The 17979-nt window shown below is 64.5% G+C and carries 19 protein-coding genes; 13 read left to right on the forward strand and 6 right to left on the reverse strand.

All coding sequences use genetic code 11. The features are described from left to right. Nucleotides 1-25 precede the first annotated feature (25 nt). The 10 genes from HU752_RS28085 (at nucleotide 26) to HU752_RS28130 (ending at nucleotide 9199) form a co-directional block, all read left to right on the forward strand. Nucleotides 26-1012 (forward strand): NAD(P)/FAD-dependent oxidoreductase, encoded by a 987-nt coding sequence (locus HU752_RS28085; RefSeq protein ID WP_186678601.1) that lies wholly within the window; start codon nucleotides 26-28, stop codon nucleotides 1010-1012. Then, nucleotides 1009-1227 (forward strand): TIGR02450 family Trp-rich protein, encoded by a 219-nt coding sequence (locus tag HU752_RS28090; RefSeq protein ID WP_186678603.1) that lies wholly within the window; start codon nucleotides 1009-1011, stop codon nucleotides 1225-1227. Before HU752_RS28085 ends, HU752_RS28090 begins: the two co-directional genes overlap by 4 nt. A 113-nt stretch (nucleotides 1228-1340) precedes the next feature. Next, nucleotides 1341-2309, forward strand: a complete 969-nt coding sequence (locus HU752_RS28095; protein ID WP_186678606.1) for a YbgA family protein — start codon at nucleotides 1341-1343, stop codon at nucleotides 2307-2309. Nucleotides 2310-2311: 2 nt separating this feature from the next. Then, a complete protein-coding gene (locus HU752_RS28100; RefSeq protein WP_186678608.1) occupies nucleotides 2312-3247 on the forward strand; it encodes a MerR family transcriptional regulator in 936 nt (311 codons plus the stop codon). 19 nt (nucleotides 3248-3266) lie between these two features. After that, complete coding sequence (phrB, locus tag HU752_RS28105) at nucleotides 3267-4712, forward strand: deoxyribodipyrimidine photo-lyase (protein ID WP_186678610.1); 1446 nt, start codon at nucleotides 3267-3269, stop codon at nucleotides 4710-4712. Beyond that, nucleotides 4705-5127, forward strand: a complete 423-nt coding sequence (locus tag HU752_RS28110; protein ID WP_186678613.1) for a nuclear transport factor 2 family protein — start codon at nucleotides 4705-4707, stop codon at nucleotides 5125-5127. Before phrB ends, HU752_RS28110 begins: the two co-directional genes overlap by 8 nt. Continuing rightward, nucleotides 5124-5906 (forward strand): SDR family NAD(P)-dependent oxidoreductase, encoded by a 783-nt coding sequence (locus HU752_RS28115; protein WP_186678622.1) that lies wholly within the window; start codon nucleotides 5124-5126, stop codon nucleotides 5904-5906. The genes HU752_RS28110 and HU752_RS28115 overlap by 4 nt, the downstream gene beginning before the upstream one ends. Beyond that, nucleotides 5903-7144 carry an NAD(P)/FAD-dependent oxidoreductase gene (locus HU752_RS28120; protein WP_186678632.1) on the forward strand — a complete coding sequence of 414 codons (1242 nt, stop codon included), beginning with the start codon at nucleotides 5903-5905 and terminating at the stop codon, nucleotides 7142-7144. The genes HU752_RS28115 and HU752_RS28120 overlap by 4 nt, the downstream gene beginning before the upstream one ends. Beyond that, nucleotides 7141-7941, forward strand: a complete 801-nt coding sequence (locus tag HU752_RS28125; protein WP_186678635.1) for a DUF1365 domain-containing protein — start codon at nucleotides 7141-7143, stop codon at nucleotides 7939-7941. Before HU752_RS28120 ends, HU752_RS28125 begins: the two co-directional genes overlap by 4 nt. Next, on the forward strand, nucleotides 7928-9199 hold the full coding sequence (locus tag HU752_RS28130; RefSeq protein ID WP_186678637.1) for an SAM-dependent methyltransferase: 1272 nt from the start codon (nucleotides 7928-7930) through the stop codon (nucleotides 9197-9199). Before HU752_RS28125 ends, HU752_RS28130 begins: the two co-directional genes overlap by 14 nt. A gap of 11 nt (nucleotides 9200-9210) precedes the next feature. On the opposite strand, the gene HU752_RS28135 is transcribed toward HU752_RS28130, so the two are convergent. The 6 genes from HU752_RS28135 to hemA all read right to left on the reverse strand — a co-directional run bounded on the left by HU752_RS28135 (nucleotide 9211) and on the right by hemA (nucleotide 14570). After that, nucleotides 9211-9729: an acyloxyacyl hydrolase gene (locus HU752_RS28135; protein WP_186678639.1), complete on the reverse strand. Its 519-nt coding sequence runs from the start codon at nucleotides 9727-9729 to the stop codon at nucleotides 9211-9213. 108 nt (nucleotides 9730-9837) lie between these two features. Further along, nucleotides 9838-10629, reverse strand: coding sequence for a glutamate racemase (murI, locus tag HU752_RS28140; RefSeq protein WP_186678641.1), 792 nt, complete (start codon nucleotides 10627-10629; stop codon nucleotides 9838-9840). Continuing rightward, entirely contained in the window at nucleotides 10622-11377 is a 756-nt protein-coding gene (locus tag HU752_RS28145; protein WP_186678642.1) for a molybdopterin-synthase adenylyltransferase MoeB, read from the reverse strand. The genes murI and HU752_RS28145 overlap by 8 nt, the downstream gene beginning before the upstream one ends. Beyond that, a complete protein-coding gene (gene prmC, locus HU752_RS28150; protein WP_186678647.1) occupies nucleotides 11371-12201 on the reverse strand; it encodes a peptide chain release factor N(5)-glutamine methyltransferase in 831 nt (276 codons plus the stop codon). Before prmC ends, HU752_RS28145 begins: the two co-directional genes overlap by 7 nt. Then, nucleotides 12202-13284, reverse strand: coding sequence for a peptide chain release factor 1 (gene prfA / locus HU752_RS28155; RefSeq protein WP_186678649.1), 1083 nt, complete (start codon nucleotides 13282-13284; stop codon nucleotides 12202-12204). Beyond that, nucleotides 13281-14570: a glutamyl-tRNA reductase gene (gene hemA / locus HU752_RS28160; RefSeq protein ID WP_186678650.1), complete on the reverse strand. Its 1290-nt coding sequence runs from the start codon at nucleotides 14568-14570 to the stop codon at nucleotides 13281-13283. Before hemA ends, prfA begins: the two co-directional genes overlap by 4 nt. A 186-nt stretch (nucleotides 14571-14756) precedes the next feature. On the opposite strand from hemA, the gene HU752_RS28165 reads away from it, so the two are divergent. Genes HU752_RS28165 through ispE form a run of 3 tightly spaced genes read left to right on the forward strand, consistent with a single transcriptional unit; the run spans nucleotide 14757 to nucleotide 17956 of the window. Further along, nucleotides 14757-16481 carry a tetratricopeptide repeat protein gene (locus HU752_RS28165; RefSeq protein ID WP_186678653.1) on the forward strand — a complete coding sequence of 575 codons (1725 nt, stop codon included), beginning with the start codon at nucleotides 14757-14759 and terminating at the stop codon, nucleotides 16479-16481. Between the two features lie 4 nt (nucleotides 16482-16485). Then, the gene (gene lolB, locus HU752_RS28170; RefSeq protein WP_186678655.1) at nucleotides 16486-17103 is read left to right on the forward strand and encodes a lipoprotein insertase outer membrane protein LolB; all 618 of its coding nucleotides are present in this window, start codon (nucleotides 16486-16488) and stop codon (nucleotides 17101-17103) included. A 1-nt stretch (nucleotide 17104) separates the two neighbouring features. Then, the gene (ispE, locus tag HU752_RS28175) at nucleotides 17105-17956 is read left to right on the forward strand and encodes a 4-(cytidine 5'-diphospho)-2-C-methyl-D-erythritol kinase (RefSeq protein WP_186678657.1); all 852 of its coding nucleotides are present in this window, start codon (nucleotides 17105-17107) and stop codon (nucleotides 17954-17956) included. Nucleotides 17957-17979 lie beyond the last annotated feature (23 nt).

A 17979-nucleotide genomic window follows, 5' to 3' on the forward strand; every position in this document is an offset into this window, starting at 1 on the left:
TGTGCAAACAGGTAACGAGGTCCCTATGACTGTACCTATCGCAATAATCGGTGCCGGTATCGCCGGACTGTCAGCCGCTCGCGCACTCCACGACGCCGGGCACGCCATTGAATTGTTCGACAAGAGCCGCGGCAGCGGCGGGCGCATGTCGAGCAAGCGCAGCGACGCCGGGTCGCTGGACATGGGCGCCCAGTACTTCACCGCACGCGACCGCCGCTTCGTCAACGAGGTGCAACGCTGGCAGGGCCAGGGCTGGGTCGCCGAGTGGGATCCCAAGCTCTACACCTGGCAGAACGGCCAGCTCAACCTCTCGCCGGACGAGCAGACCCGCTGGGTCGGCAGCCCGCGCATGAGCGCCATCACCCGCGGCCTGCTCGGAGAGCTGCACAGCCATTTCAGCTGCCGGATCACCGAGGTCTTCCGCGGCGAACAGCACTGGCACCTGCAGGATGCCGAAGGCGGCACCCACGGCCCGTTCAGCCATGTCGTCATTGCCACGCCGGCCCCCCAGGCGACGGCGCTGCTCGCCGCCGCGCCGAAACTGGCCGGGGCCGCCGCCGGCGTGCAGATGGAGCCGACCTGGGCCGTCGCGCTGGCCTTCGAAAACGCGCTGGATACGCCCATGGAAGGCTGCTTCGTGCAGGACAGCCCGCTCGACTGGCTGGCCCGCAACCGCAGCAAGCCGGGGCGCGACAGCCACCTCGACACCTGGGTCCTGCATGCCACCAGCAGTTGGAGCAAGCAGCACCTGGACCTGTCCAAGGAAGCGGTGATCGAACAGTTGCACGGGGCTTTCGCCGAACTGCTGCACATCACCATGCCGGCGCCAGCCTTCACCCTCGCCCACCGCTGGCTCTATGCCCGACCGGCCGGCGCACGCGAATGGGGAGCCCTGGCCGACGCCGACCTGGGCCTGTACGTATGTGGCGACTGGTGCATGTCCGGCCGGGTCGAAGGCGCCTGGCTCAGCGGCCAGGAAGCGGCACGCCGGCTGCTGGAACACCTGGCGTGAATCGCATCAACCCGCGCAAGCTGCTGCTGTCGAAATGGACAGCAGCCCACCCGCAACACCGGGAGAAGCACTTCCTGGTCACCGAGCTGTTCCATGATGAAACCGGCACCTTGGTGCTGGAACTCGAACTGCAAGCGGTACTGACCCGACGCAACCAGCGCATCCCCTGGCAACACCTGCAGGACGCCGAACGATGGCGCATGGGCTGGCAATAAGCCGGCCATGGCAAACCTGTACAAAGAATTTGACTTGTACAAGATAGAACCTATGATGAGACTTAGTTGTACAAGAATTCGTCCTTGTACAAGTAAATCGTCGAGGTTCTGCAATGTCCACACCCAGCCCTTCTTCCCCCAAGCCGAAGCTCGCCATCAGCGCCTGCCTGATGGGCGACGAAGTGCGCTACAACGGCGGACACAAGGAGTCGCGGTTGTGCAGTCGGATTCTCAGCGAGCACTTCGACTTTGTTCCCGTCTGCCCGGAAATGGCGATCGGCCTCGGAACACCCCGCGAGCCCATCCGCCTGGTCGGTGACCCCGCGCAACCCAGAGCCGTGGGCACGGTTCACCCGGACAACGACGTCAGCCAGGCGCTGCTCGACTACGGCACACGCATGGCCGGCCAGCTGACCGATATCTGCGGCTACATCTTCATGCAGAAATCGCCGTCCTGCGGACTGGAACGGGTCAAGGTCTACCAGGATCACGGACGCCCCGCCGAGCATGCCGGTCGTGGCCTGTTCGCCGCAGCCTTCTGTGCCCTGCACCCCGACCTGCCGGTGGAGGAAGAGGGACGCCTGAACGACCCGGTACTGCGCGAGAACTTCCTGATCCGGGTATTCGCCTACGCCGACTGGCAGCAACTGCTCGCCGCCGGCCTGAGCCGTCGCGCCCTGACCGACTTCCACTCGCGCCACAAGTACCTGCTGATGGCCCACAACCCGATGCAGTACAAGGTCCTCGGCCATCTGCTGGGCAGCATGGGCAAGTCCGATCCGAACGAGGTCGGCCCGCGCTATTTCAGCCAACTGATGGCCGCGCTGAAGAAATGCGCCACCCGCCGTACCCACACCAATGTCCTGCAGCACCTCAGTGGCTACCTGAAGCATTCCCTCAGTACCGAGGACAAGCAGGAAATGCAGCAGGTCATCGGCCAGTACCGCCTCGGCATCATCCCGCTGGTGGTACCGCTGACCTTGCTCAAGCATCACTTTCGCCAGCACCCCGATCCCTACGTGGGGCTGCAGGTCTACCTGCAACCCCATCCGGAAAACCTCAGCCTGCGCAACTCGATCTGATCATGTCCAGACCCCTTGCCGAGGACGATGAGTCCTCCCCCGATTACGTCAGCGCCCTGGCCGCCGGCTGGTTGCCGATTCGCGAAGTCGCCCGGCAGACGGGCGTCAATGCCGTCACCCTGCGCGCCTGGGAACGCCGTTATGGCCTGATCGTGCCGCATCGCACGGCCAAGGGACACCGGCTGTTCTCCAGCGATCACGTGCAGCGTATCCAGGCGATCCTGACCTGGTTGAACCGTGGCGTCGCGGTACGCCAGGTCAAGCAGTTGCTCGACAGCCAACAGCCCCCTACCGAGGCACCGGCAAACGACTGGCACCGCCTGCACCAGGAACTGGTCCAGGCCATCGGCCGCCTGGATGAACGCCAGGTCGACGACCGCTTCAACCAGGCAATGTCGCTGTACCCACCCCGCACCGTCTGCGAACAATTGCTGATCCCGCTGCTGGACGAACTCGAACAACGTTGGCAGGGCCAGTTCGGCGGGCAGATGGAACGGGTGTTCTTCCATTCCTGGCTACGCAGCAAGCTGGGCGCCCGGATCTACCACAACAACCGTCAGCTCAAGGGCCAGCCGCTGCTGCTGGTCAACCAGTCGGACCTGCCGCTCGAACCCCATCTGTGGCTGACCGCCTGGCTGGCGAGCAGCGCCGACTGCCCGGTGGAGGTTTTCGACTGGCCGGTGCCGCCCGGCGAGCTGGCGCTGGCTGTCGAACAGCTCAAGGCCCGCGCGCTGCTGCTGTACTCCAGCAAAACCCTGAACCTGGCGGCGCTGCCCAGGCTGCTGAGCGGCATCGAGCAGCCGGTACTGCTCGCCGGTGCCGCGGTGTGCATTCACGCCAGCGAACTGGCCAGCTGCGCTGACGAAACTCCCGGCCTGAATCTCGCCCAGGACCCGCTGTCGGCTTGCCAGAGCCTGACCGGGCTCGGGCTGCTCTGACGACCACCAAGGAATGACCATGCAATTGTTCTGGTTGCGCACCGACCTGCGCCTGCACGACAACACCGCCCTCAGCGCCGCCGCGCGCAGCGGGCCGACGGTGGCGGTGTTCCTGCTCAGCCCCGGACAATGGCTGGCCCATGACGACGCGCCGTGCAAGGTCGACTTCTGGCTGCGCAACCTGCGGGAGCTTGGCCAGGCGCTGGCCACGCTGAACATCCCGTTGCTGATTCGCCAGGCGGATACCTGGGACCAGGCCCCCACCGTGCTGCTCGAACTGTGCCAGTCGCTGGGCGTCGACGCCGTGCATGTCAACGAAGAGTACGGTGTCCACGAAACCCGTCGGGACCGGGCCGTGGCCAAGGCCGTCGAGGCCCGGGACATCGACTTCCACAGCCACCTCGACCAGTTGTTCTTCCGTCCGGGCAGTGTGCTGACCCGCACCGGTGGCTATTTCCAGGTCTTCAGCCAGTTTCGCAAGGTCTGCTACAGCCGCCTGCACGGTGCGCTGCCAGCGCTGGTCACGCCACCGGCGCCCCAGGCACCGTTGCCGGTGAAGAGCGACCCGGTTCCCGACACCCTCGACGGGTTCGCCCCTGCACCCCAGGCCCTGAGCAACCTCTGGCCCGCCGGTGAAAACGAAGCCCGGCGGCGCCTGGAAAGCTTCGCCGACCAACAGATCGACTACTACCAGAGCGAACGCGACTTCCCGGCCAAGCCCGGCACCAGCCAGCTTTCTCCCTATCTCGCAGCCGGCGTGGTGTCCCCGCGCCAATGCCTGCACGCCGCCCTGCAAAGCAACCTGGGTGAATTCGACAGCGGCAATGTCGGCGCCGTCACCTGGATCAACGAGCTGCTCTGGCGCGAGTTCTACAAGCACATCCTGGTCGGCTATCCACGGGTCTCGCGCCATCGCGCATTCCGTCCGGAGACCGAGGCCGTGGCCTGGCGCCATGCACCGCGCGACCTGGAAGCCTGGCAGCAAGGCCGTACCGGCCTGCCGATCATCGACGCGGCCATGCGCCAATTGCTTGAAACCGGCTGGATGCACAACCGCCTGCGCATGGTGGTGGCGATGTTCCTGACCAAGAACCTGCTGATCGACTGGCGCGAAGGCGAGCGCTTCTTCATGCGCCACCTGATCGACGGCGACCTGGCGGCCAACAACGGCGGCTGGCAGTGGAGTTCCTCCACCGGTACCGACTCGGCCCCCTACTTCCGCATCTTCAACCCGATCAGCCAGTCGCAGAAATTCGACAGCGAAGGCCTGTTCATCAAGCACTGGTTGCCGGAACTGGCCGGCCTGAACAAAAAGGATGTGCACAACCCGGCCGCCCTCGGCGGCCTGTTCGGCGTCGCCGGTTATCCACAGCCGATCGTCGACCTGGCGAGCAGCCGCGAACGGGCCCTCGCCGCGTTCAAGAGCCTGCCGTCGCGCCCGGAATCCGGGGGCGCGCATGAGTGAGTTCCTGCATGACTTCGCCCGGCGCTTTTGTGCCGTGGACAAGCACAACCTGGCCTTGCTCGACGAGCTGTACAGCGAGGACGTGCAGTTCACCGACCCGCTGCATCAGATCAAGGGACTCGCGGCCCTACGGCGTTACTTCGCCGATCTGTACAGCAATGTCAGCGAACTGGAGTTCACCTTCCATGGTTTCGACCCGGTTCGTGACGGAGAAGGCTACCTGCGCTGGAACATGAGCTATTGTCATCCCAGGCTGGCCAAGGGCCAGCCAATCCGGGTCGAAGGCTGCTCCCATCTGCTCTGGCACGAAAAGGTCTATCGCCATCGGGACTACTTCGATGCCGGCGCCCTGCTGTACGACCACCTGCCGGTGATCGGCTGGGCCACCGCCTGGCTCAAAAGGAGAATGACATGAGCACGAAGCTCCCACGCCGCATCTGGCTGACCGGCGCCAGCAGCGGTATCGGTGCCGCCATGGCCGATGTACTGCTCAAGGAGGGCGTGCAACTGGCAGTCAGCGCACGCAATGAACAAGCCCTGGAAGAGCTCGGTGCACGTTATCCGGGCCAGGTGCTGTCGGTCCCCGGCGACCTGACCGACAGCCAGCAGGTACGCGAGATCGGTGAGCGCATCAACCAGGCCTGGGGCGCGCTCGACAGCGTGATCCTCAATGCCGGTACCTGTGAATACGTCGATGCCCGGGAGTTCGATGCCTCGGTGATCGAGCGGGTGGTCCGCACCAACCTGCTCGCCAGCAGCTACTGCATCGAGACCGCTCTGCCGCTGCTACGGGCCGGCACCCGGCCGCACCTGGTCGGTATCGCCAGCGCCGTGACCTTCCTGCCGCTGCCCCGCGCCGAAGCCTATGGCGCCTCAAAGGCCGGTATGCGCTACCTGTTCGAATCGTTGCGCATCGACCTCGCCCACGAAGGTATCGACGTCACCCTGGTCAGCCCCGGTTTCGTCGACACCCCGCTGACCCGCAAGAACGACTTTCCCATGCCCCTCAGCTGGCCCGCCGACAAGGCCGCCGAGCACATCTGCGGGCGGCTGCCCAAGCGGCCCCTGGAGATTGCCTTTCCGGCACTGTTCATGGCCGGACTCTGGCCCCTGTCACGCCTGCCCAAGCGCCTGCAGCTGGCGGTCGGCAAGCTCATGGCACGCGATGGCTCGCAAACGGAAGACCGCTCATGAACATCGCCCTGATCGGCAGTGGCATCTCCGGGCTGACCTGCGCCTACCTGCTCAAGCGGCAGCATTCGATCACCCTGTTCGAGGCCGCCGACTGGATCGGTGGCCACACCCACACGGTCGATGTCAGCGTCGCCGGCCAGCAGCATGCGATCGACACCGGCTTCATCGTCTTCAACGACTGGACCTACCCGAACTTCATCCGCCTGCTCGACCAGCTCGGGGTCGGCCACAAGCCCACCGAGATGAGTTTTTCGGTGCATGACCCGGCCAGCGGCCTGGAATACAACGGCAACAGCCTCGACAGCCTGTTCGCCCAGCGCAGCAACCTGCTGTCACCGGGCTTCTGGGGCATGTTGCGCGATATCCTGCGCTTCAATCGCCGGGCCATCGCCGACCTCGAGCAGCAGCGCATCGCCGCCGACACCACCCTGGGCGCCTACCTGCGCGAAGGGCGCTACGGCGAACGCTTCATCCAGCATTACATCGTGCCGATGGGCGCGGCGATCTGGTCGATGTCGCTGGCCGACATGCTGGGCTTTCCCCTGCAGTTCTTCGTCCGGTTCTTCAAGAACCATGGACTGCTGTCGGTCAATGATCGTCCACAGTGGCGGGTGATCGAAGGCGGGTCCAGCGCCTACGTGACACCGCTGACCGCCGGCTTTCGCCAGAACATCCGCCTGAACTGCCCGGTGAGCCGGGTCGAGCGCGATGAACAGGGCGTCGTCATCCACAGCGCCGCCGGCAGCGAACGTTTCGACAAGGTGGTGTTCGCCTGCCACAGCGACCAGGCCCTCGGGCTGCTGGCCGAGCCAAGCGACGCCGAACGACAGATCCTCGGCGCCCTGCCCTACGCCGACAACGAAGTCGTGCTGCACACCGATACCCGCCTGCTGCCGGACCGTCGGCTGGCCTGGGCCAGCTGGAACTATCGCCTCGGCGGCCAACGCCAGGCGGCGGTGACCTACAACATGAACATTCTCCAGGGCATCACCAGCGACAACACCTTCTGCGTCAGCCTCAACCAGACTGCCGATATCGACCCGGGCAAGATCCTGGCCCGCTATACCTATGCCCATCCGCAATACGACCTGGCCGCCATCGCGGCACAACAGCGTTGGGAAGAACTGCATGGCAAGCGCCACACCTACTACTGCGGTGCCTACTGGGCCAACGGCTTTCACGAAGACGGCGTGAACAGCGCCCTGCGGGTCGCCGAAGCCTTCGGGGAACGGCTGTGAACAGCGCCCTTTACAGCGGCTGGATCAGCCATCGGCGCTTTGCCCCCAGGCGCCATGAATTCCGCTATCGGATCGGCCTGCTCTACCTGGACCTCGCCGAGCAGGCCAGTGTCCTTGGCCTTTCGCCCCTGGCCGGCCGCAGTCGCTTCGCCCCCTTTGCCTGGCGCGAGACCGACCATCTGCGTGCCTTCACCCGCCAGGGCATGCCGTTGATCGACGCGGTGCGCCAGCAGGTCGCCCTCGCCCTGGGACAGGCGCCACAGGGCCCCGTGCGCCTACTGACGCAACCGCGCAGTTGGGGGCTGTCGTTCAACCCGGTGAGTTTCTTCTACTGCTTCGACAGCGACGACCGCCTCGCGGCGATACTCTGCGAAGTCACCAATACCCCCTGGGGCGAACGCTACCACTACGTACTCGCGGCCAGCGGCGAAGGCCACCAGCATGTCACGGCGGCCAAGTCGTTTCATGTCTCGCCATTCCTGCCCCGCGACCTGCAATACCGCATGAGCTTCAGCCAGCCCACTGAACGGCTCGGCGTGCACATGGCCGACTGGCAGGGCGAACTGAAGCTGTTCGACGCCACCCTCGACCTGCGGCGCGAAGCCCTCGGTCGCGCCAGCCTGCATCGCTACCTGTGGCGCTTCCCCTGGATGAGTGCCAAGACCTGTCTGTCGATCTACTGGCAGGCCTTGCGCCTGCTGCTCAAGCGCACGCCGATTTTCTCCCACCAGGCTGCCGATGGCGCCTTCAGCATTGCCACCGCACAACCCGAGGAACAACGTCATGAGAAGCTCTAGCCTGGTGACCCGAAACAACCTGTGGAGCGCCAACCGCTTGAGCACCCGCTTGCTGCGCCGCGGCGTACAACGCCAGTTGAGTGCACTGCGGCACGGCCAGTTGCTGGTGGTCGAGGATGGCGAACGCCAGCTGTTCGGCCAGCCGGGCAGCGGGCTGCTGGGAGAAATACATGTCCAGGATCCGGCAGCCTGGGGCCTGGTTGCCGGCAACGGTTCGATCGGGGCCGGCGAGGCCTTCATCCATGGCTACTGGACCAGCCCGGACCTGACGGCGGTGATCCGCGTGTTCGTCAGCAACCTCGACGTGCTCGACGCCATGGAGGGTGGCCTGGCCAGCCTCGGCCGGCCTTTCGTCCAGGCACTGCACTGGCTCAATCGCAACACCCGCAAGGGCTCGCGCAAGAACATCGAGGCCCATTACGACCTGGGCAACGACCTGTTCGAGCAGTTCCTCGATCCGACCATGATGTATTCGGCGGCACAGTTCCTCAGCCCCGAGGACAGCCTGGAACAGGCCCAGTTGAACAAGCTGGAGCGTATCTGCCAGAAGTTGGCGCTGACACCGGATGATCACCTGCTGGAAATCGGCACCGGTTGGGGCAGCATGGCGATCCATGCCGCCCAGCACTATGGCTGCAAGGTGACCACCACCACGCTGTCGCGCGAACAGCTGGCCTATACCCGGCAACGCGTCGAGGCCCTGGGCCTGCAGGATCGCATCACCCTGCTGCTGGAAGACTACCGCGACCTCACCGGCCAGTACGACAAGCTGGTCTCCATCGAAATGATCGAGGCCGTGGGTCATCGTTTCCTGCCCGGCTACTTCCAGCAATGCGCACGGCTGCTCAAGAACGACGGGCTGATGCTGCTGCAGAGCATCACCATCCGTGAACAGCGTTATGAACAGGCCAGGAACAGTGTCGACTTCATCCAGCGCTACATCTTTCCTGGTGGAGCGCTGCCCAGCGTACACAAGTTGCTCGAAGTGGTCGGCCAGCACAGCGACATGAACCTGCTGCACATGGAGGACTTCGGCCTGCACTACGCGCGCACCCTGCGCCTGTGGCACGAGAACTTCCAGCGCGCCCATGGCCGCCTGGCCGAGTTGGGCTACGACGAACATTTCCTGCGCCTGTGGGAGTTCTACCTGTGCTACTGCGAAGGCGGGTTCCTCGAGCGCGCCCTGGGTACCGCGCAACTGCTGCTGGCCAAGCCGGCGGCAAGGCCGCAGCCGTTGCTCGGGCGCTTCGAGGGCTGAGCGACGAGGCGCTAGAGCGGCAGGGTGTAATGCAGGGCGTAGCTTTCGATGCCGTCGTTCGGGGTACGGATGCCGGCATTCGAATAGTGGGTGACGCGAACGCCCAGCTCATGCCCACCGGCGAAACGCAGGCCGAAGCCGATACGGTCCTCGAACTGGAAGGCCGAACCCAGCTTGTTGTCCTCGACTTCCGTGTGGGCGAACAGCGCCACGCCAATCCCCGCCTCGATGTAGGGTTTGACCGATTCCCCGGAAAACTCGTACACGAACACCGGCGAGAAGGACAGGCTGTGATTGCTCGACGCCTTGTCACCGTCCCAGTAGGTGTAGGCGCCGCTCCAGTAGCCGGTCAGGCGGCCGACATCGCTTTGCAACCAGCTCCTATCCCAATCCGATTGCAGCCCCAGGCGGTAGGTCTGGGTCGACTTGCCGGTCTGACCGACCGAAAACTCGACACCGGCCGCGTGGGCCGTCACGCCGTACAACAGGGTGGTGGCCGTCAATGCGGCCAGGCAGAGCAAGCTCTTCATCAGAAATATCCTATTTCAAATGGATGTTTAACAGCGAGAAGGACCTTCAGTAGAAATCTGGCGCGAGCCAGAAGTTCAGCGAATTTTCGCGATTTTCGCTGGGTGTTCCTAGCGCCGAAAGCTATCTACGCTGCTCGGCTTATTCCATAGCAGGGGCAGGATGTTTCCAAGGTGAAGGGGATCGGCACTGGTCCAGAACCTTGCCCCGCGGGCCGGGCCCGCGGACAGCAGGTCGCGGGCCTGCAGCAGGCGCTGGAGCTGGCGGGCCACTGCGGCCCCCGTGTCGATCAGGCTGATAGAGGCCGGAATCATTTCCAGCAGCAACGGCTTGAGGAAGGGATAGTGGGTGCAGCCGAGAATGATCGTGTCACAACCGGCCGCCAGCAGCGGCTCGACGTAGCTGGCCAGCAACTGGCGCAGGGCCTGGCTGTGCAGGTCACCGTCCTCGATCATCTCCACCAGGCCGGGACAGGGCTGGGTGACCACCCGGACATCGTTGGCGAAACGATCGAGCAAGGCGGCGAACTTGGCGCTCTGCAACGTGCCGGTGGTCGCCAGCACCCCGACCACGCCGCTGCGGGTGGCGGCGGCAGCCGGCTTGACCGCCGGTTCCATACCGACCAGCGGCCAGTCCGGATAAAGCTGGCGCAAGTCGGCGACACCGGCGACAGTGGCGGTATTGCAGGCGATCACCAGCGCCTTGGCGCCCTGCTCGCGCAGGAAGCCGGCAATCACCTGGCAACGCTGGCGAATGTATTCCGGACTTTTTTCGCCGTAGGGGATGTGCCCACAGTCGGCGACATACAGCAGCGACTCACGGGGCAACAGGGCATGAATCTCGTTGAGCACCGACAGGCCGCCGACACCCGAGTCGAACACCCCGATCGGCGCTTCACTCATGGCGGCCGCCACAGACGGCGCACTGCGGGTCACGCTTGACCCGCAGCTCACGAAACTTCGTGCCCAACGCATCGACCAGCAACAGCCGACCAACCAGCGGCTCGCCAAAACCGGCAAGCAGTTTCAGGGCCTCCAGGGCTTGCAGGCTGCCGACCAGCCCCACCAGCGGCCCCACCACCCCGGCCTCGCTGCAGGTCAGCTCGGCCTCGCTGCCGTGACCGTACAGGCAGTGATAGCACGGGCTGTCGGCCCGGCGTGGGTCGAAGACCGACAGTTGGCCCTCCAGGCGAATCGCCGCGCCGCTGACCAGCGGCTTGCCGGCAGCCACACAGGCCGCGTTGACCGCCTCACGGGTGGAAAAGTTGTCGCAGCAATCGAGCACCAGGTCGACGCCGGCAATGACCGCACCCAGGCTGTCTTCATCCAGGGCCTGGCGATGGGCGACCAGGCGCACCTCCGGATTGAGCGCGGTCAGCCGGCGCAACGCCGAATCGACCTTGCCCGAACCGACGCTGTCGGTGTCGTGGATGATCTGGCGCTGCAGGTTGGTCAGGTCGACGCTGTCGAAATCCACCAGGTGCAACTCCCCCACCCCGGCAGCGGCCAGGTACAGGGCCACCGGAGCTCCGAGACCACCGAGGCCGACGATCAGTACCCGGCTGTCTTTCAGGCGCAACTGGCCGTCGATATCGACCTGCCGCAACAGGATCTGCCGGCTATAGCGCAACAGTTCCTGGTCGTTCAGCACGATAGCCGCCCCAGGCTGATACGCTGGTGGCCGCCCAGGTCGGTACGGCTGTGCACTTCGCTGAACCCTTGCGCCGCCAGCAGGCCACATACCGCTTCAGCCTGGTCATAGCCGTGCTCGAGCAGCAACCAGCCATCGACCTCAAGGTGCGCGGGAGCTTCGGCGATGATCGTACGCAGGTCATCCAGGCCATCGGCACCGGCAACAAGCGCACTGGCCGGCTCGAAACGAACATCACCCTCGACCAGATGCGGATCGGCGGCGGCGATGTAGGGCGGGTTACTGATGATCAGTTGAAAACGCCGGCCTTGCAGGGCACTGAACCAGTGACTCTGCAAGACCGTGGCGTTGTCCAGGCCCAGGCGCTCGCGGTTGCGTTCGGCCAGGGCCACCGCTTCCGGCACGCGATCGACCGCCGTGACCTGCCAGGCCGGACGCTCGCTGGCCAGGGCCAGGGCAATCGCGCCGGTGCCGGTACCGAGGTCGAGCACCTTCGCCGGGGACGCCGGCAGCAACTCCAGCGCAGCCTCTACCAGCAGTTCGGTATCCGGGCGTGGAATCAGGGTATGTGGCGCGACTTCCAGGTCGAGTTTCCAGAAGCCCTGCTGGCCCAGGATGTAGGCCACCGGTTCACCTTCACGGCGGCGCTGCAGGAAATCGCCGAAGGTCTGCGCGTCTTCGCTGCTGACGATCTTTTCCGGCCAGGTGTGCAGGTAGCTGCGGGACTTGCCCAGGGCAGCCGCCAACAGCAACTCGGCGTCCAGGCGCGCCGTTGGAGAATCAGGCAGTTCGGCGGCGCGCAGCAGGCTGGCAATAATAGTCATTCAGTCACCCAGTGCCGCCAGTTGGTCGGCCTGGTATTCGGCCAGCAGCGGTTCGATCACCGCCTCGACGCCACCGGCCATGATTTCGTCCAGGGAGTACAGGGTCAGGTTGACACGATGGTCGGTGACCCGGCCCTGCGGGAAGTTGTAGGTACGGATGCGTTCGGAACGGTCGCCGGAGCCCACCAGCAGCTTGCGCTCGCTGGCAATCGCGTTGGCGGCGGCGCTGGCCTGCTGGTCGTTGAGCTTGGCCGACAGCCAGGCCATGGCCCGCGCCCGGTTCTTGTGCTGGGAACGCTCTTCCTGGCACTCGACCACGATCCCCGACGGAATGTGGGTGATGCGGATCGCCGAGTCGGTCTTGTTCACGTGCTGACCGCCCGCCCCCGAGGAACGGTAGGTGTCGATGCGCAGGTCCGCCGGGTTGATCTCGATGGCTTCCTGTTCGTCCGGCTCGGGCAGCACCGCCACGGTGCAGGCCGAGGTGTGGATACGGCCCTGGGATTCGGTGGCCGGTACCCGCTGCACGCGGTGGGCACCCGACTCGAACTTCAGCTTGCCATAGACGTTCTCGCCCTCGACGCGGGCGATGACCTCCTTGTAGCCACCATGCTCGCCCTCGCTTTCCGAGAGGATCTCCACCCGCCAGCCACGTTTCTCGGCATACCGCGAGTACATGCGGAACAGGTCGCCGGAGAAGATCGCCGCCTCGTCACCACCGGTACCGGCACGGATTTCGAGGAACACGTTGCGCCCGTCGTTAGGGTCCTTGGGCAGCAGCATGCGTTGCAGGGTCGACTCCAGCTCGACCAGTTGTTCCTTGGCCTCGCGGGTTTCCTCGACCGCCATCTCGCGCAGGTCCGGATCACTGTCCTTGAGCAGTGCCTGGGCCCCCTCGAGATCCGACTGCACCTTCAGCACCTGCTGGTAGGCGGCGACGATCGGCTCGACCTCTGCATACTCCTTGGAGTAGGCACGGAACTTGGCCTGGTCGGAAATGACTTCGCCATCGCCAAGCAAGGCGGTCAGTTCCTCGAAACGGTCCTGGAGGACGTCCAACTTTTTGAGCAGTGACGCTTTCATTGCGGTTTTTTATCCGAAAAGCTATCCGATGAGCCCTCACGGAGGGCAAAGAGTTCCTGCGCCATGGCCAGCGCATCGAGACGGCCTTCGGCGGACAACTTCTTCAGTTGCACACTGGGCGCATGCATCAACTTGTTGGTCAGGCCGCGGGCCAGTTGCATCAACACCTCTTCGGCGCTGTTGCCGTTGGCCAGCAGGCGCTGGGCCTTTTGCAATTCTTCGTCACGCAGGCGTTCGCTCTGCTGACGGTAGGCGCGCAGTACATCCACGGCGGCCAGTTCGCGCAGACGCGCCATGAAATCGTCGACGCCGTTGCTCACCAGTTCCTCGGCCGCCTGCGCGGCGCCCTGGCGGCTCTTGAGGTTCTCGGCGACCACTTCATGGAGATCGTCGACGGTATAGAGGTAAACGTCGTCCAACTCGCCGACTTCCGGCTCGATATCCCGGGGAACCGCGATATCGACCATGAAGATCGGCTTGTGCTTGCGCAGCTTCAGCGCACTTTCCACGGCGCCCTTGCCGAGAATCGGCAACTGGCTGGCCGTCGAGCTGATCACGATGTCACTGTGCACCAGTTCCTGGGGAATATCGGCCAGCAGCACCGCGTGGGCACCGAACTCCTCGGCCAGGATCTTGGCCCGCTCCAGGGTCCGGTTGGCGACCACGATCCGCTTCACGCCCTGCTCGTGCAGGTGGCGGGCGACCAGGGTGATGGTCTCGCCGGCACCGATCAGCAACGCGCTGCTGCGCTGCAGGTCACTGAAAATCTGTTTCGCCAGGCTGACGGCGGCAAACGCCACCGACACCGGGTTCTCGCCGATGGCGGTATCGGTGCGCACCTGCTTGGCGGCACTGAAGGTCGCCTGGAACAGCCGCCCGAGCAGCGGGCCGACGGTACCGGCTTCCCGCGCCACCGCATAGGCCGACTTCATCTGGCCGAGAATCTGCGGTTCGCCGAGCACCAGCGAGTCGAGCCCGGAGGCAACGCGCATCATGTGACGAACAGCCGCATCATCCTCGTGCACATAGGCACTGGCGCGCAGTTCCTCCAGGCTCAGGTGGTGATAATCGGCCAGCCAGCGCAGGACCGTGTCCGCCGCCAGGTGATCCTGTTCTATATACAGTTCGCTGCGATTGCAGGTGGAGAGGATGGCGGCTTCCCGGCTGTCGGTCAGGCGGCAGAGCTGCTGCAGCGCCTCCACCAACTGCTCGGGGGTGAACGCCACGCGCTCGCGCACGTCTACGGAGGCCGTCTTGTGGTTGATGCCGAGTGCGAGGAAGGCCATTCAAGGTCGCTGATGATGTCGAGAAGCCGACAATTGTCCTACTTCACCCGGTTCAGAACAACCACTGCCGACTATTGTCATAATCGAACGTTGCTATTAATGCCCCCGGTGAGCGGTCTCGGGTATGGTTCTGCCCACCGCTTGTGTCATGATGGCCCGACCGCAGGTTAGTTGCCCTTCTCCCCTATGAATAGATCGTCCGCGTTGCTTCTCGCTTTTGTCGTCCTCAGCGGCTGCCAGGCCTTGGCACCCGTGTCGCCGGTCCATACGCCGCCGGCCGAGGAAACCACGGCGGCCCCGGAAAAGCCCAAGGTCTACGGCTCCTTCACTGAGGACACGGTCTTCAGCCTGTTGAGCGCGGAGCTGGCCGGACAGCGAAATCGTTTCGATATTGCCCTGGATAACTACGTCACCCAGGCGATCAACACCCAGGATCCGGGCATTTCCGAGCGTGCCTTCCGCATCGCCGAGTACCTGGGCGCCGACCAGGCCGCCCTCGACACCTCGCTGATCTGGGCAAAAAACGCCCCGGACGACCTCGAGGCCCAGCGTGCGGCCGCCATCCAGCTGGCTCGCAGCGGGCGCTATGACGAATCCATGGTCTATATGGAGAAAGTCCTGCAGGGCAAGGGCGATACCCATTTCGACTTCCTCGCGCTGTCGGCGGCCGACACCGACCAGGACACCCGCAACGGCCTGATGAAGAGTTTCGACCGCCTGCTGGTCAAGCACCCGAAGAACAGCCAGCTGATTTTCGGCAAGGCCCTGTTGCTGCAACAGGACGGTGACAGCCAGGGTGCCCTGACGCTGCTGGAGAACAATCCGCCGGAAGACGGCGAGATCGCCCCGCTGCTGTTGCGCGCGCGCCTGCTGCAGAGCCTCAATCGCGGCAAGGAAGCGATTCCGCTGCTGGAAAAGAGCATCAAGAAATACCCCGAAGACAAGCGCCTGCGCCTGACCTACGCACGCATGCTGGTCGAACAGGACCGCATGGCCGATGCCAAGGTGCAGTTCTCCAACCTGGTCCAGCAGTATCCGGAAGACGATGAGCTGCGCTTCTCGCTGGCGCTGGTCTGCCTGGAGGCCAAGGCCTGGGACGAGGCCAAGGGCTATCTCGAAGAACTGATCGCCCGCGACAGCCACGTCGACTCCGCCCACCTGAACCTGGGCCGCATCGCCGAAGAAAAGAACGACCCGCAAGGCGCCCTGGAGGAGTACGAGCAGGTCGGCGCGGGCAACGACTACCTGCCGGCACAACTGCGCCAGGCGGACATCCTGGTCACCAGCGGTCGTGGCGCCGAAGCCTCGAAACGCCTGGCCGCCGCTCGTGACGAGCAGCCGGACTACGCGATCCAGCTGTACCTGATCGAAGCCGAGATCTTCTCCGCCAACAACCAGGGCGAACAGGCCTGGAAAGTCCTGCAACAGGCGCTGCTGCAGTACCCGGACGACCTGAACCTGCTTTACACCCGCGCCATGCAGGCGGAGAAACGCAACGACCTGGCCCAGATGGAGAAGGACCTGCGGGCGATTCTCAAGCGCGAACCGGACAACGCCATGGCCCTCAACGCCTTGGGCTACACCCTGTCGGACCGCACCACGCGCTACGCCGAAGCCAAGGAACTGATCGAAAAGGCGCATCAGCTGAACCCCGAGGATCCTGCCGTGCTCGACAGCCTCGGCTGGGTCAATTTCCGCCTGGGCAACCTCGACGAGGCCGAGCGCCTGCTGCGCCAGGCCCTGGAGCGCTTCCCCGACCAGGAGGTCGCGGCGCACCTGGGTGAAGTCCTGTGGGCCAACGGCAAGCAGGGCGAGGCCAGAAAGATCTGGGGCAAGTTCCTCAAGGACCAGCCCGACAGCCCCATCCTGCGTGGCACCATCAAACGCCTGACCGGTTCCGAGACTCTTTAAGCTTATGTTCCTGCGCCACCTCGTTGTTTTCAGCCTGATCGCCCTGCTCGCCGGTTGTGCGGGCTTCGGCGCCCGTGAGTCCGTCGAGGGCCACGGTGACCCGGCCCGCTGGGCCAGCCACAAGCAGCAGTTGAGCAGCCTCGACGGCTGGCAGATCAACGGCAAGGTCGGTATCCGCGCGCCGAAGGACTCCGGCAGCGGTACGCTGTTCTGGCTGCAGCGCCAGGACTATTACGACATCCGCCTCTCCGGCCCGCTGGGTCGCGGCGCCGCGCGCCTGACCGGACGTCCCGGCCAGGTCTCGCTGGAGGTTGCCAACCAGGGCCGCTACGAGGCGCAAAGCCCCGAGGCCCTGCTGGAAGAGCAACTGGGCTGGAAGCTGCCGGTGTCGCACCTGGTCTGGTGGGTCCGCGGCCTGCCCGCTCCCGACAGCAAGAGCCGCCTGAGCCTGGACAATGACAGCCACCTCGCCACCCTGGAGCAGGATGGCTGGCAGGTCGAGTACCAGAGCTACTCCGAACAGAACGGCTACTGGCTGCCTGAACGCCTGAAGCTGCACGGCCAGGACCTCGACGTCACCCTGGTGATCAAGGACTGGCAGCCACGCCGGCTGGGGCAATGACATGAGCGCCCGCCAACTGAGCCTGCCCTCACCCGCCAAGCTGAACCTGATGCTGCACATCATCGGCCGCCGGGCGGATGGCTACCATGAATTGCAGACCCTCTTTCAGTTCCTCGATTACGGAGACGAACTGCACTTCGCCCTGCGCGACGATGGCGTGATCCACCTGCGCACCGAGTTCGACGGCGTCCCCCACGACAGCAACCTGATCGTGCGGGCGGCGAAGAAGCTCCAGGAGCAATCCGGATCGACGCTCGGCGCGGACATCTGGATCGACAAGATCCTGCCCATGGGCGGCGGCATCGGTGGCGGCAGTTCGAATGCCGCGACCACCCTGCTAGGCCTGAACCATCTCTGGCAACTGGACTGGAACGAGGATCGCCTGGCGGCCCTGGGCCTGACGCTGGGCGCCGACGTGCCGGTTTTCGTGCGCGGCCACGCGGCTTTTGCCGAGGGCGTCGGGGAGAAACTCACCCCGGTCGACCCCGAAGAGCCGTGGTATGTCGTACTGGTCCCGCAAGTCTCTGTAAGTACAGCAGAAATTTTTTCGGATCCGCTGTTGACACGTAACTCCCCGCCCATTAAAGTGCGCCCCGTTCCCGAGGGAAACAGTCGAAATGACTGCTTGCCGGTTGTTGCAAGACGTTATCCAGATGTACGTAACGCCTTGGATTCGCTGGGTAAATATACCGAAGCGAAACTGACCGGAACTGGAAGTTGTGTGTTTGGGGCCTTCCCAAACAAAGCTGAAGCTGATAAAGTCTCGGCCCTTCTTGCAGAGACCCATACAGGGTTTGTAGCCAAAGGCAGCAACATCTCGATGTTGCACCGCAAGTTGCAAAGTCTGCTCTAGGAATTCGAGTACCCGGTACTCGT

This window comes from Pseudomonas vanderleydeniana, from assembly GCF_014268755.2.
GTDB classification, from domain to species: Bacteria; Pseudomonadota; Gammaproteobacteria; order Pseudomonadales; family Pseudomonadaceae; genus Aquipseudomonas; species Aquipseudomonas vanderleydeniana.

Bases quoted from the DNA above. Each gene is read 5' to 3' on its own strand.
- HU752_RS28085 (WP_186678601.1), top strand. From the start codon at position 26: ATGACTGTACCTATCGCAATAATCGGTGCCGGTATCGCCGGACTGTCA.
- HU752_RS28095 (WP_186678606.1), top strand. From the start codon at position 1,341: ATGTCCACACCCAGCCCTTCTTCCCCCAAGCCGAAGCTCGCCATCAGC.
- HU752_RS28100 (WP_186678608.1), top strand. From the start codon at position 2,312: ATGTCCAGACCCCTTGCCGAGGACGATGAGTCCTCCCCCGATTACGTC.
- phrB (WP_186678610.1), top strand. From the start codon at position 3,267: ATGCAATTGTTCTGGTTGCGCACCGACCTGCGCCTGCACGACAACACC.
- HU752_RS28110 (WP_186678613.1), top strand. From the start codon at position 4,705: ATGAGTGAGTTCCTGCATGACTTCGCCCGGCGCTTTTGTGCCGTGGAC.
- HU752_RS28115 (WP_186678622.1), top strand. From the start codon at position 5,124: ATGAGCACGAAGCTCCCACGCCGCATCTGGCTGACCGGCGCCAGCAGC.
- HU752_RS28120 (WP_186678632.1), top strand. From the start codon at position 5,903: ATGAACATCGCCCTGATCGGCAGTGGCATCTCCGGGCTGACCTGCGCC.
- HU752_RS28130 (WP_186678637.1), top strand. From the start codon at position 7,928: ATGAGAAGCTCTAGCCTGGTGACCCGAAACAACCTGTGGAGCGCCAAC.
- HU752_RS28135 (WP_186678639.1), bottom strand. From the start codon at position 9,729: ATGAAGAGCTTGCTCTGCCTGGCCGCATTGACGGCCACCACCCTGTTG.
- murI (WP_186678641.1), bottom strand. From the start codon at position 10,629: ATGAGTGAAGCGCCGATCGGGGTGTTCGACTCGGGTGTCGGCGGCCTG.
- prmC (WP_186678647.1), bottom strand. From the start codon at position 12,201: ATGACTATTATTGCCAGCCTGCTGCGCGCCGCCGAACTGCCTGATTCT.
- prfA (WP_186678649.1), bottom strand. From the start codon at position 13,284: ATGAAAGCGTCACTGCTCAAAAAGTTGGACGTCCTCCAGGACCGTTTC.
- hemA (WP_186678650.1), bottom strand. From the start codon at position 14,570: ATGGCCTTCCTCGCACTCGGCATCAACCACAAGACGGCCTCCGTAGAC.
- HU752_RS28165 (WP_186678653.1), top strand. From the start codon at position 14,757: ATGAATAGATCGTCCGCGTTGCTTCTCGCTTTTGTCGTCCTCAGCGGC.
- lolB (WP_186678655.1), top strand. From the start codon at position 16,486: ATGTTCCTGCGCCACCTCGTTGTTTTCAGCCTGATCGCCCTGCTCGCC.
- ispE (WP_186678657.1), top strand. From the start codon at position 17,105: ATGAGCGCCCGCCAACTGAGCCTGCCCTCACCCGCCAAGCTGAACCTG.